Annotated in this window: 14 protein-coding genes; 7 read left to right on the forward strand and 7 right to left on the reverse strand. The window is 63.9% G+C overall.

Going from position 1 to position 13993, the window contains the following annotated elements; translation table 11 throughout:
* Nucleotides 1-5: 5 nt before the first annotated feature.
* From PHA84_RS16400 to PHA84_RS16430, 7 genes are all read right to left on the reverse strand, one after another.
* Nucleotides 6-1151, reverse strand: coding sequence for a glycoside hydrolase family 88 protein (locus tag PHA84_RS16400; protein WP_270889213.1), 1146 nt, complete (start codon nt 1149-1151; stop codon nt 6-8).
* Entirely contained in the window at nt 1148-2377 is a 1230-nt protein-coding gene (locus tag PHA84_RS16405; RefSeq protein ID WP_270889214.1) for a CaiB/BaiF CoA transferase family protein, read from the reverse strand. The genes PHA84_RS16400 and PHA84_RS16405 overlap by 4 nt, the downstream gene beginning before the upstream one ends.
* Nucleotides 2374-3309 carry a fumarylacetoacetate hydrolase family protein gene (locus PHA84_RS16410; RefSeq protein WP_270889215.1) on the reverse strand — a complete coding sequence of 312 codons (936 nt, stop codon included), beginning with the start codon at nt 3307-3309 and terminating at the stop codon, nt 2374-2376. The genes PHA84_RS16405 and PHA84_RS16410 overlap by 4 nt, the downstream gene beginning before the upstream one ends.
* The gene (locus tag PHA84_RS16415) at nt 3306-4688 is read right to left on the reverse strand and encodes an aldehyde dehydrogenase family protein (RefSeq protein WP_270889216.1); all 1383 of its coding nucleotides are present in this window, start codon (nt 4686-4688) and stop codon (nt 3306-3308) included. The genes PHA84_RS16410 and PHA84_RS16415 overlap by 4 nt, the downstream gene beginning before the upstream one ends.
* 69 nt (nt 4689-4757) lie before the next feature.
* Nucleotides 4758-5309, reverse strand: coding sequence for a MaoC family dehydratase (locus tag PHA84_RS16420; protein WP_270889217.1), 552 nt, complete (start codon nt 5307-5309; stop codon nt 4758-4760).
* A 70-nt stretch (nt 5310-5379) separates the two neighbouring features.
* On the reverse strand, nt 5380-6312 hold the full coding sequence (locus PHA84_RS16425) for a dihydrodipicolinate synthase family protein (RefSeq protein WP_270889218.1): 933 nt from the start codon (nt 6310-6312) through the stop codon (nt 5380-5382).
* A gap of 76 nt (nt 6313-6388) precedes the next feature.
* Entirely contained in the window at nt 6389-7360 is a 972-nt protein-coding gene (locus PHA84_RS16430; RefSeq protein WP_270889219.1) for a phytanoyl-CoA dioxygenase family protein, read from the reverse strand.
* Nucleotides 7361-7844: 484 nt separating this feature from the next.
* Between PHA84_RS16430 and PHA84_RS16435 the strand changes: the two genes are divergently transcribed.
* The 7 genes from PHA84_RS16435 to PHA84_RS16465 are packed head-to-tail and all read left to right on the forward strand — an operon-like array spanning nt 7845 to nt 13968.
* On the forward strand, nt 7845-8804 hold the full coding sequence (locus PHA84_RS16435; protein ID WP_270889220.1) for a Gfo/Idh/MocA family protein: 960 nt from the start codon (nt 7845-7847) through the stop codon (nt 8802-8804).
* The gene (locus tag PHA84_RS16440; RefSeq protein ID WP_270889221.1) at nt 8801-9796 is read left to right on the forward strand and encodes a Gfo/Idh/MocA family protein; all 996 of its coding nucleotides are present in this window, start codon (nt 8801-8803) and stop codon (nt 9794-9796) included. Before PHA84_RS16435 ends, PHA84_RS16440 begins: the two co-directional genes overlap by 4 nt.
* Before the next feature lie 4 nt (nt 9797-9800).
* A complete protein-coding gene (locus tag PHA84_RS16445; RefSeq protein ID WP_270889222.1) occupies nt 9801-10769 on the forward strand; it encodes a LacI family DNA-binding transcriptional regulator in 969 nt (322 codons plus the stop codon).
* Entirely contained in the window at nt 10766-11317 is a 552-nt protein-coding gene (locus tag PHA84_RS16450; protein WP_270889223.1) for a VOC family protein, read from the forward strand. The genes PHA84_RS16445 and PHA84_RS16450 overlap by 4 nt, the downstream gene beginning before the upstream one ends.
* Complete coding sequence (locus tag PHA84_RS16455) at nt 11314-12207, forward strand: sugar phosphate isomerase/epimerase family protein (RefSeq protein WP_270889224.1); 894 nt, start codon at nt 11314-11316, stop codon at nt 12205-12207. The genes PHA84_RS16450 and PHA84_RS16455 overlap by 4 nt, the downstream gene beginning before the upstream one ends.
* Nucleotides 12204-13190, forward strand: a complete 987-nt coding sequence (locus PHA84_RS16460) for a Gfo/Idh/MocA family protein (protein ID WP_270889225.1) — start codon at nt 12204-12206, stop codon at nt 13188-13190. Before PHA84_RS16455 ends, PHA84_RS16460 begins: the two co-directional genes overlap by 4 nt.
* A gap of 37 nt (nt 13191-13227) precedes the next feature.
* Nucleotides 13228-13968 (forward strand): SDR family NAD(P)-dependent oxidoreductase, encoded by a 741-nt coding sequence (locus tag PHA84_RS16465; protein WP_270889226.1) that lies wholly within the window; start codon nt 13228-13230, stop codon nt 13966-13968.
* Nucleotides 13969-13993 lie beyond the last annotated feature (25 nt).

Raw genomic sequence — 13993 nt, forward strand, 5'->3', positions numbered from 1 at the left:
GATACTCACGGCTGCGCCCCGTAGGTCGACTCCTGCAACTCTTGGAGTCGCTGCAGTGCCTCCATGTAGTAATAGTCACCATAGATCAGTGCCTCGCCTACTGCGAAGTCGGCGGCCAGGTGCCAGGTCCCTGAGGTCAGCAGCCCTTCGTGACCTTCGTGAAGGGCCGTTGAACAGTGTTCGGTCAATCCCACAAGCAGATCCGTGGCTGCCGCTTGATAGTGCCGGGCTGCGTCTCTGTCTGCGTGTATAGAGGACAGGGTCAGGAGGCCTGCGGCTGTGATGGCGCCGGCGGACGAGTCGAGAGGGTCCTGAGCCGCTGAGTCGAAGTCCCACGGTGGTACTGGTCGCTCCGCGAGGCGTCTCAGGAAGAGGTCAGCACATCTGCCACTCACGGCAGTGAAGTCGTGGCTTCCTGTCCATTGAGCTGCTCTGGCGAACCCGTAGATCGCCCACGCTTGGCCACGTGACCAGACCGAGTCGTCCGACAGTCCCTGATGCGTGAATCCGCGAAGGGGCGTTCCAGTCATGGGGTCGAAGGCATAGGCGTGGAAGGTGGATCCATCAGGCCTGACCAGAAAGCGTGCGGACGTCTCCGCATGGGAAGTCGCCATTGTCGCTAGCTCCCTGCTCGACGACTCCTCGGCCGCCCAATAGAGCAGCTCCAGGTTCATCATGGCATCGATGGTCGTTTCGCCGGCGCGCTCGGTACTGTTCAGGGGCCCCCAAGCGCGAAGAAATTTGCCCTCGCGGTTGTAGCGGGCAGCCAAGGTAATGGCGGCCTCCAGCGCTGCCTCACGAAGCCACTTCTCTCCGGTGAGCCGGTAGCCCTGGATGAAGCTAGGGGTGAAGACGAAACCTATGTCGTGAGTCGTGCCGTCCCCCTTGCGGTGCGTGAAGCGAGCGCACCGCTCGAGGGCAGCATCGACGTAACGCTGATCCCCCGTGATTCGGTACGCCAGCCACAGGAGGCCAGGGGCGAAGCCGACCGTCCAGCTTCCGTGCGCCGGCATGAAGCCAGCATCGGATGCACCGACGGTCTGCCACCTGCCGTCCTTGGTTGCGTAGGGGAAGTCCGGCAGCCCGATCAGCGCATCAGCGTTGTCAACACATCGCTGCAGTGCGCCATGTAACGGCTCGATCAAGGTCATCCATGATCCTTTTCTTCCGGAGTTTCTGGTGCCGGAGGATGCACACCGCCAGTGAGCCTCTGCACCTCGGCCGCTGGGTAACCGATCTCTGCAAGGACATCTGAGGTGTGTTCACCCACCTCGGGAGGAACATGACGGATGCGGGGTTCAGCGTCCGAGTAGCGGATGGGATGCCTGACCGTCCGCACTCGGCCCGCGCGCGGGTGGTCGAACGCCGCAATGCAGCCTAGGTGAACCACCGCTGGGTCTGATTCGACGCCGGCATAGTCATTCACTGGTGCACACCACACTCCGGCGCCTCGTAAAACCTCCAGCAAGTGTCCCAAGGTTTGGTCTGCCAGGAGTCCGGCAACTACCCGCGTGATCTCTTCGCGATGACTCAGAGCCTGATCGTCTTTGAACGGCTCCAGTTCGTCGGGGCTCCCGAGCGCCCGGGCCAACGTGCTCAAGGGAGACAGTGAGAGCGCGAGATGCCCGCCCATGACCGCATAGATGCCGTAGGGGGCGGGGTGGAACATGGAACCCATACCCAATGCCGGCGTACGCAGGGACCCGCCGTTGAGGTGGTAGGTCAACGGCTCCAGCTGGAGGTCCAACGCCGCCTCGACCATGTTCACCTGGATCTGTTGGCCGGATCCTGTCCGCTCCTTGTGTACGAGCGCGGCCAAGATGCCCATGGCCAGCAGGCTCGCCGCATGCTGGTCCACGACTGGAGCACCGGCCGCCAACGGGCCGGTTTCGGATCGCCCAGTGGCAGCGGCGAGGCCAGTGATGGCCTGCAGCAGCATGTCCTGGCCAGGGAGATCCCGACTCGGCCCGTCTGCACCGTATCCCGACGCAGACGCGTAGATGATGTCAGGCTTGATCGCCCGAACGGCTTCAAACCCCAACCCAAGCCGATCCATGACGGAGGGTCTGAAATTCTCCACGACCACATCGGCTGTCGAGATGAGCCGCAACACCGCCTCCCGGCCGGCCTCGGACTTGAGGTCCAACGCAACGCTGCGGACGTTCCGATGAGAAAGCAGGAAGAAGGCGCTGACCCCGTTCAAGAAGGTGTCTCCGCCGGCCCATGAGCGTTCCCAGGCACCGCTTCCCGGCGCCTCCACCTTGATAACGTCGGCACCCATGTCTGCCAGGTACTGGGTCGCAACGGGACCCAGCAGGAACTGCGTGAACGCCACGACGCGGACGCCGGACAGGAGTGCCAAGGGTGGCTCTGTCACGGCTGATACCCGTTGCCGTGACGTCGGCCCGCATGCGCCGGAACGTGACCTGGGACCGAGTCCCCCTCGTGCGGGTCGTTCTTACCGATCGCACCGACAAAGTTGGTGAGAGTCCCCACGCCGGGGACTCGGATGGAGATCGAGTCCCCATACTGGAGCGTGAACTCCGCTGGGGGAACCATGGAAGTACCGGACAAGAGGACGAAACCCTTAGGGAAGGGCAGCGCCCGGAAGAGCCAGTCGACAAGTTCTTCGGGTGTGCGCCGCATGCTTGACAGGCGAACCTCGTCTTCGAACACGGCCTTGTCGGCACGTGTCACCGTCATGTGGATGACCAGCTCCTCAAAGGGCGGCGCGCACTCAACGGGTACGAGGGACGGCCCGACGGCGCATGCCCCGTCAAAGACCTTGGCTTGCGGCAGGTAAAGGGGATTCTCGCCTTCGATGCTGCGCGAGGAGACGTCATTGCCGACCGTGTAGGCAACGAGTCCACCGCGGGCGTCGACGACCAGGCCCAATTCCGGCTCGGGCACATTCCACGACGAGTCAGACCGAATGCCGATCGGGGCGCCTTCACCGCGTGCTCGCCACGCAGGAGCCTTGAAGAAAAGTTCGGGACGGTCAGCGGTGTACACGCGGTCATAGACGTCGCTTGTGACCGCCTCCTCGTTACGCGCGTCTCGCGACCGTTCGAAAGTCACGCCACTCGCCCAGATCTCCTGCTCGTCGACTGGGGCCAGTAGCTCACTCCCGCTTGGTACGGGGCCGCAGGAATCAGTTCGCAGCATGTCCACCAGCGAGGGGCCGTCGCCGGACAGCAACTCCGAGATGCTGTCGACGGGCAGCAGTTCCCTCGGCCCTTCGGTCACGGGACCACGCGCGATACGAACGCCGCTGGGAGTACCGATCCGCCACACCGCCTGGCCCTTCACGGTCGTACCCCGCTCATCGAGATGGTGCGCGTACTGGTGTAGAACACTTGCGCTGCCTTTCCCTGCTCCCGTGGCCCGTAGCTCGAGGCCTTGTTGCCGCCGAATGGGGCGTAGAAGTCCACGCCGGTGGTTGGTTGATTGACCTTGACCATCCCAACGTCCAGGCCGTCCACCGCGTCGAGTGCGACGGCCAGGTCTGACGTGTAGACCGATGCGGCCAGTCCGTACTTGACTGCGTTTGCTGCGTCGATCGCCTGGGGCAGGTCGTCCGCCGTCAGCAAGGCGCAGACGGGCCCGAAGACCTCCTCCTGGGCAATGGGGTGACTCTGGTCATTAATCGAAACCACGGCGGGAGTCATGAAATGGCCTTGCCTGTCGGTCATACGACCTCCTCCGAAGAGCACGCGCGCACCCTGGTTCGACGCGGTGGCCACGGCGGTGGCGGCACGATCCCTCGCCGTCTCCGTGATCAGCGGCCCGACTTCCACCGCCGGGTCGCTGGGATCGCCGACGGAGAGCGCTCGCACGGCCGCGACGAACGCTTCCGCAAAGTCAGGGCGATCGCCAACAACAATCACCCGGCTTGTTGCCGTGCACTTCTGGCCGGCATATCCCATGGCGGCCGCCGCGATGCTGGCCGCGGTAGGTTCCGGCGCTGCGTCCGGCATCACGATGCTGGCGTTCTGACCACCCATCTCGCACTGGACCGGTATCCCCCGGTCAACCGCGCTCCGGGCAACCTGGCGCCCCACTGCGGCGGACCCGGTGAACGAGACGCAGTCAGCGCCGTCCACCAGCGCCGTGCCGGCCTCCGGGCCCCCCGTCGCTACCTGAAACACATGCTGCGGAAGCCACTGCTGAAGCATGTCAGCGAGGCGCAGTGCCACTGCTGACGCCTGCTCGGCAGGCTTCAGGATGACGGAGTTTCCGAAAGCCAGCGCGGGGGCAGCCTTCCAAAGCGGAATGGCCATGGGGAAATTCCATGGGGTGATGAGGCCGACCAGCCCATGAGAGCGCCGACGCACCATGAGAAGTGTTCGGCCATCGTTACCGGGAAGCACTTCCCCGTCGGGCTCGAACGCCTGGGCAGCGAAATACTTCAGGATCGCCACGCCGCGCGCTACCTCTGCCGTCGCCTCGGCAACGGGTTTGCCCACCTCGCGCACGATGAGCCGACTGAGCTCGCTGGTAGCGTCCTGAAGCGCCGACGCGGCCTTCTCCAGAGCCCCGGCCCGCTCATGCGGCGACGCCCGCGACCAAGCATGGTGAGCTTCGGCGCCACGGCTGATCGACCGAGCAACATCCGCACTGGTGAAGGCTGGTGCTTCCACAACGAGGTCGGTGGGGTCTTGCGGTGAATAGCTGCGAATGCTGGACATGTACGCTCTCCTCCGCGCCCGGCTCAGGGGTATGGTCACGGGCGACGTGTGACTGGTTGAAGGCCCCGCCTAGGAGAGGCTCGGATCCTTTGACGGCGCTTGCCCGTCGTCGGTCGCTGCGCCATCCTTCGGTTGCTGATCATCGACGGCTGCGGCTTGGCGACGCTCACGCCAGGCGAGGATGTGCTGTGCCACCGCCACAACTTCGCTGCGCTGATTCATCACGCGCACGTCCGCAAAGCTGCGGGATCTCTCGGGGTCCACGCCTGTGACGCGGTAGTGGACGGTGATCGTGTCGCCGAAGTAGACGGGAGCGACGAACCGGACATGGTCATACCCATACGACACGGCAAGACCACCGACACGCTCGATGAGGCGAGTGGATCCTGTGGACATGAAGGACAACACCAACATCCCATGGGCGATCCGCTCGCCGTACTCGGTGTCTTGCATGGCTTGCCGATCGACGTGGTTCTCGCTGAGATCGCCGGTGATGCCAGCGAACAGATACACGTCGGACTCCGACACCGTCTTGCGAAACAGCGTTTCTTGGTCGACAAGATGACCGAGGGGGTCGCCGGGATAGTCCTGGGTGCCATCACCCAACGTCTGGCCGGGCATGGGGGCTCCGTTCACATCGATTTCCTCCTCGGACCGGGTTGACCGTCGCGGCTCCCGGTGAGCGTCGCCGCTAGGGCAGTAAGTCGCCCTCTCGTAGGGCCTGTCGAATCGCGTCGACCTCCTCGGGCGTCACCGACAGCTGCGGTGCCCGGACCGTCGCACTCGGGAAGATTCCCGAGAGGACGAGCGCTTCCTTCATCCGCGGACGCATGTCGCGGATGGGCGGGCTCCAGCAATACGTGGCAAGCGGCCGCAGCCGGTCCCAGATCTCTCGGGCCTTTGAGTAGTCACCGGCACGCGCGGCCCTCCACATTGCAACATTGAGATCCGTTGCTATTGCGGCAAATCCGATGAGAGTGCCTTCTGCGCCGAGGACGAGGTATTCCAGGATCGCGGTATCGCTGCCCGTCAGGAGCACGATCGGGTCGGGCGCCGAGCGAGTCGCAGCAAGTGCCTCTCCGAAGCTGGCCGGATCGAATGAGGCCTCCTTCATCGCAACCAGACTCGGGATTCCGCTCAGCTTGGCAAGGGCCTCGGAACCGTAGTACGCGCCATAGGAGCGCGGGAGCTGGAATGCGATGAGCGGGGTCTCCGGCACCGCGTCCGCGATCTCCGAGTGGTATGCGTACACCATCTCGACCGACAGCGGCTGGCCGAGAAAGGTGGGCAACGGCGGAAAGACGACGAGAGCATCGGCGCCGGCGGCGACCTGCTCACGCGCCAGCTCCTTGGCTCGCCGGGTGGAGCCGGCCACCAATCCGCTGACGACTGGCAGCCGACCTGCGACGCGATCCGCCACGGCAGCGGTCACCTGAAGCTGCTCATCTACCTCAAGAGCGGCCACCTCGCCAGCCTCCATGTTGAAGGCCACTGCGCACGGCTGGCCTTCGACAAGGTACTCCACGTAGCTGCCCAGGGTGTCCCAGTCGATGTCTCCATCTCCCACCATGGGAAGAAATCCGGCTGGGATAACACCCCGAAAGGCATCCTTCTCGTACTTCAACTCTTCTCCTCAACGATCATGATTCGTGGGCTTGTTGCACCAAAGCCCACATGTGTAGTGAAACTGCAAGACCCGCTCATGCACACAGCGGAGAGTTGGGGTCCCAGCGGTTGAAGGTGGGCACCTCGTCCTGGGCAAGACGGCTCCGCGCCTCGAGCCAGCCATTGCGCCAGTCAGTCGGCTCAGTCGTCACCCGCTCGGGATACGTCTCGCTCCTCACGACGAACGACGGGAACTGTTCTCGCCCACTCGGCTGGCCGGTCGGCTGGTAGCGAAGATCAAGGCTGACACGAAGCCGATCCGCCGTCCGGTTCGGAAGGGAGTCGTGCACGGTTCGCGTGTGTAGCAACAGGATGCTTCCCGCCGACATCGGGAGCGTTACTCCCGCCGCCTGGTCAACCTGGGCGTCGGGAATGTGCGCGCCCTTGACCGGCGAGGGACAGTGGTTGGCCAGTTCCGCGCTCCGGTCGGTAGGGATGACACGCATGCAGCCGTTTTCCTCGTTGGCTTCGCCGAGCGGAATCCACACCGTCAGGATCTCGGTCTCGTCAGCTTCCTCGAGCACAACCGCGCCGTCCTGATGCCAGGGCGACTTCCCCATCATCGGGTCCGGGTCGTCTCCCAGCGCGTGGGCGGGCAGCTTCAGGCGTACGTGCTGCACGGGATTGACCGAGATCTCCGGTCCAAGAATCTGCTCCACAATGTCCAGGACGCTGGGGCATGTCAGCAGCTTGAAGACTGCATCGCCCAGGTGGATGGGCGTGTCGGCCCGGATGTTGTTCTGAGGGAGCGTGACGTCGAAGTGCTGGGTGTGAGTCGACCCGCTCTCCTTGGCAATTTGGATCAGTCGGGCCTCGAAGGGGAGGTGCGCGTAGGTGCTGCTGATCTGGCCTTGGGCGGCCAGATCCGCGGCAAGTTCGTCAAGAACCCTTGCGTACTCCTCAAGCACCGGCTTGATGACCGTGGTCGGATCGATGACATCTGGGACGACGACGTATCCGTTGCGAAAGAGCTCGTCTCTCAGGGGAGATGCGACGGTAACGGTCATGGGGAACAACAACCTCCTGTGGGCCTGCTAGCGGTAGGTCCCCTTTGATGAGGCACCTCGAGATCTATGGGCACTCGCCGGCTCGCCAGTCCCTCGTACCAAGGGGGCAATTCGCATATCCGAACGACATGTCCTATATCCGAATACTACCCGGTTCTACACGTGGTCGGCAACTCGCCTACCCCCTGGCTATGCGAGTCGCCTTCCTGCGCCCTGGAGCCAGCTTGGACTGTCGTTGACACGCTGCAACTGCTGGCCCTAGAGTTGCTGCAACCGATCTCAGCAATCGATATTTTGAGTCGATGTTGTATGGCGGCGCAAGCGATCTACCACATAGTGGACCAACCCGAGGCGACGGTCAGGCAGGTGCGGCTGGCCGGCCCAATCCTGAAGGAAAGCAGATCATGGAGGCGCATGTGCACTTGGTCTTCCTCGCGCTGAGCGTTCCTTCCCGCCATAGCCGGGCTCTTCAGACAGCGACGACATGACGCGGCCGGTTCGTGTGGCGGTCATCGGGGCTGCTGGGTGGGCGGGCGGCCGCCATGTGGCCGCACTGCAGGCCCACGGCGCGGAGATCGTGGCTCTGCTCGACCCGAGTACGCGAACTGCCGACCTGGCACAACAGGTCGGCGCCGAGGTGCTCTCGTCACCACAGAGCCTCTCCCCGGAGTCTGTCGACTTGGCCGTCGTAGCGCTCCCCAGCAGCATGCAGCCTCAAGTGTGTGCCAGCTTGCTGGACCTAGGTCTACGCGTTCTCGTGGAGAAGCCGCTCGGCTCGTCGTCCGCCAACGCTGCGGTATTAGCCGGTCATCCGTTGGTCGAGGACCGCTTGATGGTTGGGTACATGCTCCACCACCATCCTGCAGCCAAAGCTCTGGCCACGTGGGTCGCGTCCTCCAACGTCATCAGCGTCAGCGCCCGGTCCGCGGCGCGCAAGCTGGAGGTTTCATCCTGGCGAGCCGCGCCCCAGGAGGGCGGCGTAACCGTCGTGAACGGAGTTCACGCGATTGAGTACGTCGCTTCTCTGTTCCCCGGCGAAGGCATCGTTCACGACGCCCATGCGAGCGGTCACTTGTTCAACGCATCCGTACCGGACTACTCCGCTGCCACGATGAGCTTTCAAGACGGGCCGCTGTTCCGACTGGAGTCCTACTGGAACCCGTGGCAACACACCACTGGGCTCAATCGCTCGGACTGGTTCTTCGAGATCGACGTCGTGGCTCACGAGGGTCGGCGACTTTGGTCGAACTGGTCCTTGCACGAATGGGATCGTCTTGGGCCCGAGGTCGTGCGTCACTTCCCTGAGGTTGATCTCTTCTTCGAACAGGCGGGGGCCGCCATTCGGTTTGCTCGTGGTGAGAAGCCGGTTGTCGGCTACTCCCAAGCCCTTCGCGCGACCAAGCTGGCGGACGAGATCCTGCGGAAGGGGCACGCTTCGGTATGAGCAAGGCAAAGACCCTAGTCGTGAGCCCGTCGCACTGGCATGTACCCCTGTACGCGGAGGCAATCGCACAGGCCCACGAGGTGATCGCCGTCAGCGATGCCGACGAGGCCCGGGCGAGCTCCTTCGCCGAAATGTGGGAAGCCCCCTTGTACTCGTCCTGGCGCGCGATGCTCGACGCGCATGGGAACGCAGAGTTGGCATACGTCTTTGCTCCCCATGAAAGCATGCGCGAGATCTGTCTGGCCCTGATCGAGAAGGGCATCCCGCTGGTGGTCGAGAAACCCGCGGGGATCTCGCTCCAACAGGTGGTCGAGATCAAGGCCGCTGCCCAGGCAGCAGGCGTGGGGGTCGCTGTTCCCCTTGTGCAGCGGGAAGGGCCCACCGACGCCTGGCTCGCGCGCGCTGGAGCCGCTGTCTACGAAAGCGTCCAGTTCATTGCAGGTCCGCCGGATCGTTACCTCCGGAACGGCAGTCCTTGGATGGTGGACCCCCGACGCGCCGGCGGAGGCTGCATGATCAACCTGGCCCCGCATTTCGTCGATCTGTTCCTTCGTTCCACTGGGGCCACCGACGTGACGGTCGGGGCGGCGTTGTCATCGACCCTGCACGACACCGCCATCGAAGACTTCGCCTCCCTCACCTTGAGCACGAACGATGGTCGCGTCGCAGCCATCCAGGTGGGCTACGCATTCCCTGACTCGCCGCTGAAGCGTCACTGTGCGTACATGCGGATCGGCGCGAAGGGCACGGCAACCGTGTGGTCGGACGGACAGGCCAGTTTTACGTCAGTCAAGGGAACCACGGAGACCTCAGACCTCGACGTGGACAGTGATCCGTTGTACGCCCCCTTCGTCCACCGCGTTGCGGAGGAACTCAGTCAGGGGTTTCCCGGGCTTCCAGGCATCAGCGACCTCGAGGCCACCATGGCGGTGATATGGGAGGCCTACTCCCTGACGCGAAAGGGGAGCCATGATGCCGACACCTCGCATTGAGGACGTGGCGACCGCTGCTGGTGTTCACAAGTCCACCGTGTCCAGAGCCTTCTCACGGCCAGAGGCCGTGAAGCAGGAGACGCGCGACCACGTGCTGCGCGTGGCAGCCTCGATGGGTTACACCATGAGCCCCCTAGCCCAGGCACTTCGCACCAAGAGCAGCACGCTCGTGCCGCTCATCGTTCCCGAAATCACCAACCCGTTCTTCGCAGAACTTGCCAAAGCCATGACCGCCGCCGCAGGCGAACGCGGATATCAGCTCGTGCTGTGCGTGACTGAGAACGACCCTGCTGCAACGGCCGGTTACCTGCACGCCATGAGGTCGATGTACGCGCCGTTCGGTGTGATCGCACCACTCAAGCAGCTGGATCCGACCGAGTTCGAGTCGTTCGGCTTCGGTAGCCGCCTCGTCGTCATAGACCGGATGGAGCCCGAGCACAACGTCCCTACTGTGACGGTCGACAACGTCAAGGGTATCCAGCTGGCCTTCGACCACCTTGTCGCTTTGGGCCACACGTCCATCGCATACATCGCCGGGATCATTGGCACGCACACCGCCGCAGACCGACGGGAGGCCTATCACGCCTTGGCCGCCAGCCACCACATGGAGTCCCTCGAGTTCAACGAGAGGACGGGGATAGAAGCCGGCCAGCGGGCGGCCGAACAACTCGCCGACATGGAACGGCGACCGTCAGCGGTCATCGCCGCAAATGATCTGGTCGCCTTTGGACTCATCAGCGCCCTCGGTTCACGAGGGCTATCGGTGCCGAAGGAAGTTTCTGTGGTTGGATTCGACGGTCTGGAGCTCGGCGCGAGCAGCAATCCACCGTTGACCTCAGTACGCCAGCCAATCACGGAAATGGGGCGCATCGCGATTGAGCTTGCCGAGCGGTCAGCCGAGACAGGCCAGATTGAACACGTGGCCCTGCAACCACGACTCTTGATTCGCTCATCGACGGGGTTGGCTCGTTGAGCACGCGACGACTTCCTGGGCTGATGCATGTGGACCATGCGGCGTTCACCGTGCCCGACCTCGACGAGGCCGTCGACTTCTTCGTCGAAGTCCTAGGAGCCGAGGAGCTGTACAGGTCGCGTCGGGGCCCCGATGCGTCGGCCATGCCCGTGAACTTCGAGGTGCCGATGGACGCAGCGCTCGAACTGAGCATGCTTCGGCTCCCACCCAACCTCAACATCGAGTTGTTCCAATGGCGAACCTCAGACCAGAGAACTGAACACCCTCGACACAGCGACCGGGGCGGGCACCATCTGTGCTTCGCGGTCGAGGACGTGGATGAAGCGATTGCCCATCTGAGCCGCGTTCCGGGTGTCCGAATCCTGGGCGAGCGCAAGGAGGTCGGCCGCGATAGCCCCACTGTCGCAGGTAATCGTTGGACGTACTTCGTGACGCCATGGGGACTGCTCATGGAGCTGGTGGACCGCTCCCGGGTGCAGAACCCACCGAACTTCGTCGGACCGGCGGATTGGCGCCGTTCCGCAGACAGGAGCAGTACCCAACCATGATTATCGCCGGACACACCCTAGGCACTCCCGGCTATGAGCTCGACCAAGCGTTACGCCTTTTCAAGACCGCAGGCTTGGATGCCGCGGAGGTGATCTACCAGGACGACTACGCGGCGGCCATCAGGCCGTTCGACATCAAGTCGGCCAAGCAGGCCGCTGCCAGTGCCTCGGCCGAGGGGATGCCCATCGTTGGCCTGACGCCCTACACCACGAGCATCAACGATGTGGACCCCAAACATTGGCAAGAAGGTGTCGATGAGTTCCGAGCATGCATCGAGGCTGCGCAGGAAGTCGGGGCCCGCAAGATTCGCGTGTATGCGGGAAGCTGGCATCCTGGCGACGCCGACCAGGCCGCTCACTGGGAGCAGCTGCGCACAGCGCTACAGGTCCTTGCCAATGATGCGGCAGCCGCGGGCGTGATTCTGTGCGTGGAGAACCACTTCGGCACCATGACGCAGACCGCGGCCGACACAGCACGGCTTGTGCGGGAGGTCGGCTCCCCAGCCGTGCGAGTCCTGTACGACCAAGCCAACCTCACCTTCACGCACGATGAGGCTTGGACGGAAGCCTTCGAGATCCAAGGCGACCTGGTCGGCCACGTGCACGTCAAGGACCTGGTCTTCAAGGATCCCGACGCACCATTCCGAGCCTCCGACACGGCGCGGGTCAAAGCCGAAGAACGCGCCGTCATGTCTCGCGTGGTGGGCACGGGTGTGCTTCCTTGGACCGACATCCTTCGCGAACTCGTGCGCCGCGGATACGACGACGTGCTCACTCTCGAGTACGAGTACCGATGGCACCCGCAGGACCTCCCGGAGCCTGCCGTCGGCTTCGCGGAGTCCGCCCGGGCCGTGCGGACCATGCTTGCCTCGATCGAGCAGACTCAGTGACGGGCAAGGCCCTCCGGATCGGGGTAGCGGGCGCTGGAAACATCGCCAGCATCGCCCAGCTCCCGACGCTCGTGCATCGCGATGACGTCGAGCTTCGCGCGCTCGTCACCCGGCGTTCCGATCCGCAACCGTTGCTCCGTCGCTGGGGATTGCGAGCTGCCTATCCGACCATGGATGAGATGCTCGCCGCCGAAGAGCTCGACGCAGTCTTTGTTCTCACCCCTCGGTCGGAACACGTGAACGGGACGCGCGCCGCACTGGCTGCCGGCGTCGACGTGTTTTGTGAGAAGCCTCTGGCGACCAGTGCCGATGACGCGCAAGCCCTCGCCGACGAGGCAGAGCGCGGCGGACGGATCCTTATGGTGGGCTTCAACCGCCGCTTTGCGCCGGTCTATGAGGCTGGTCGGGCTGCCTTCTCCGCTGGCGGTGCCAGTTTCTGCGTTGCGCAGAAGAACCGAGCGGGATCTGAGTATCGCGCCACGTTCGAGAACGCCATCCACATGGTCGATCTTCTCCGCTGGTACTGCGCTGGCGAGCCCGCTGACGTCACTGCCTATGCGGCCGGTAGTGACCCGTGGCAGGAAGACGGCGTCAGCGCTCTGATTCGCTTTGACAACGGCAACACGGGCGTGCTCATGGCAGCTCGAAACGCAGGCGCCTGGAGCGAGAAGCTCGATGCTTACGGGGAAGGCGTCACAACGACGATCACTGCACCAGATCACGTCGCAGTCACCCGCGACAACACGACCACGGTTCGTGAGATGTCACCGGAGGCGTTTGGGTGGGCCACTGCGACCCAGACGTTCGGCTTCGCGGCTGCCGTCCACCATTTCCTCGACCGCGTTCGGGACCGCCAGGAGCCCCTGACTTCCGGATCGGAAGCCGCGAAGACCCAACTGCTTCTCGAGAGGATCCTGTCCTCCGCCGGACTTCCCACGGAGGAGCAGGAAGGCCGGATCTGGTCCAGTCATGCCAAGAAGTAGCGTCTGAGAGGCCTCAATGTTATCTGTTCAAGACCAGGTGGTGCTCGTCACCGGTGCCAACGGTGGCATCGGCGCCTCCGTGCTCACCGCGTTCGTCGAATCCGGTGCCACCGTCCTCGGATCGGATAGGGGCCCCAGAAGACTGGAGCTTGGCGCCGGGTATTTCGACCTGGACATCACCGATGAGGCTGCCACGGCCCAAGTTGTGGCAGACGTCGTCTCGACGTACGGCCGAATCGACGCTCTCGTCCATGCGGCCGGCATCCTCGGGCAAACGGCTGATCCGCTGAGGACCAGCACTGGCGAGTTCGAGCGCATCATGACGGTCAACGCCAGCGGCACGTTCACCATCGTCCGCGAAACCGCACGCGCCATGCTGGACCGGGACACCAAGGGCACGATGCTGCTCTTCTCATCCGTAGCGGCGAAGGAGGGCCGGCGTACGTACCTGCCCTACAACGCGAGCAAGATCGCCGTGCTGCACATCATGTGGTCCATGGCGCAGATCTTGGGGCCAGCAGGCATCTCGGTTAATGCCATCACCCCCGGGCCCGTAGACACCAGTATGTGGGCTCAATTCGCCGAAGGTGTGGGCGTCGACGCCGACGGTGCCAGTCAGGCGCGAAAGGAGCGTGCCGCTCAACTGCCAATGCAACGGTTCGCCCAGCCCGACGAGGTCTCGAACGCTGCGCTGTTCCTCACGAACCCGCAGAACCGATACATCACGGGCGTAAGTCTTGACGTTGCTGGAGGAGCCCACTTGGGGATGGGCTCGTGACCACCCCGGACGCGGCTGGCCCTCG

The organism is Pedococcus sp. 5OH_020, from assembly GCF_027812955.1.
Classification (GTDB): Bacteria; Actinomycetota; Actinomycetes; order Actinomycetales; family Dermatophilaceae; genus Pedococcus.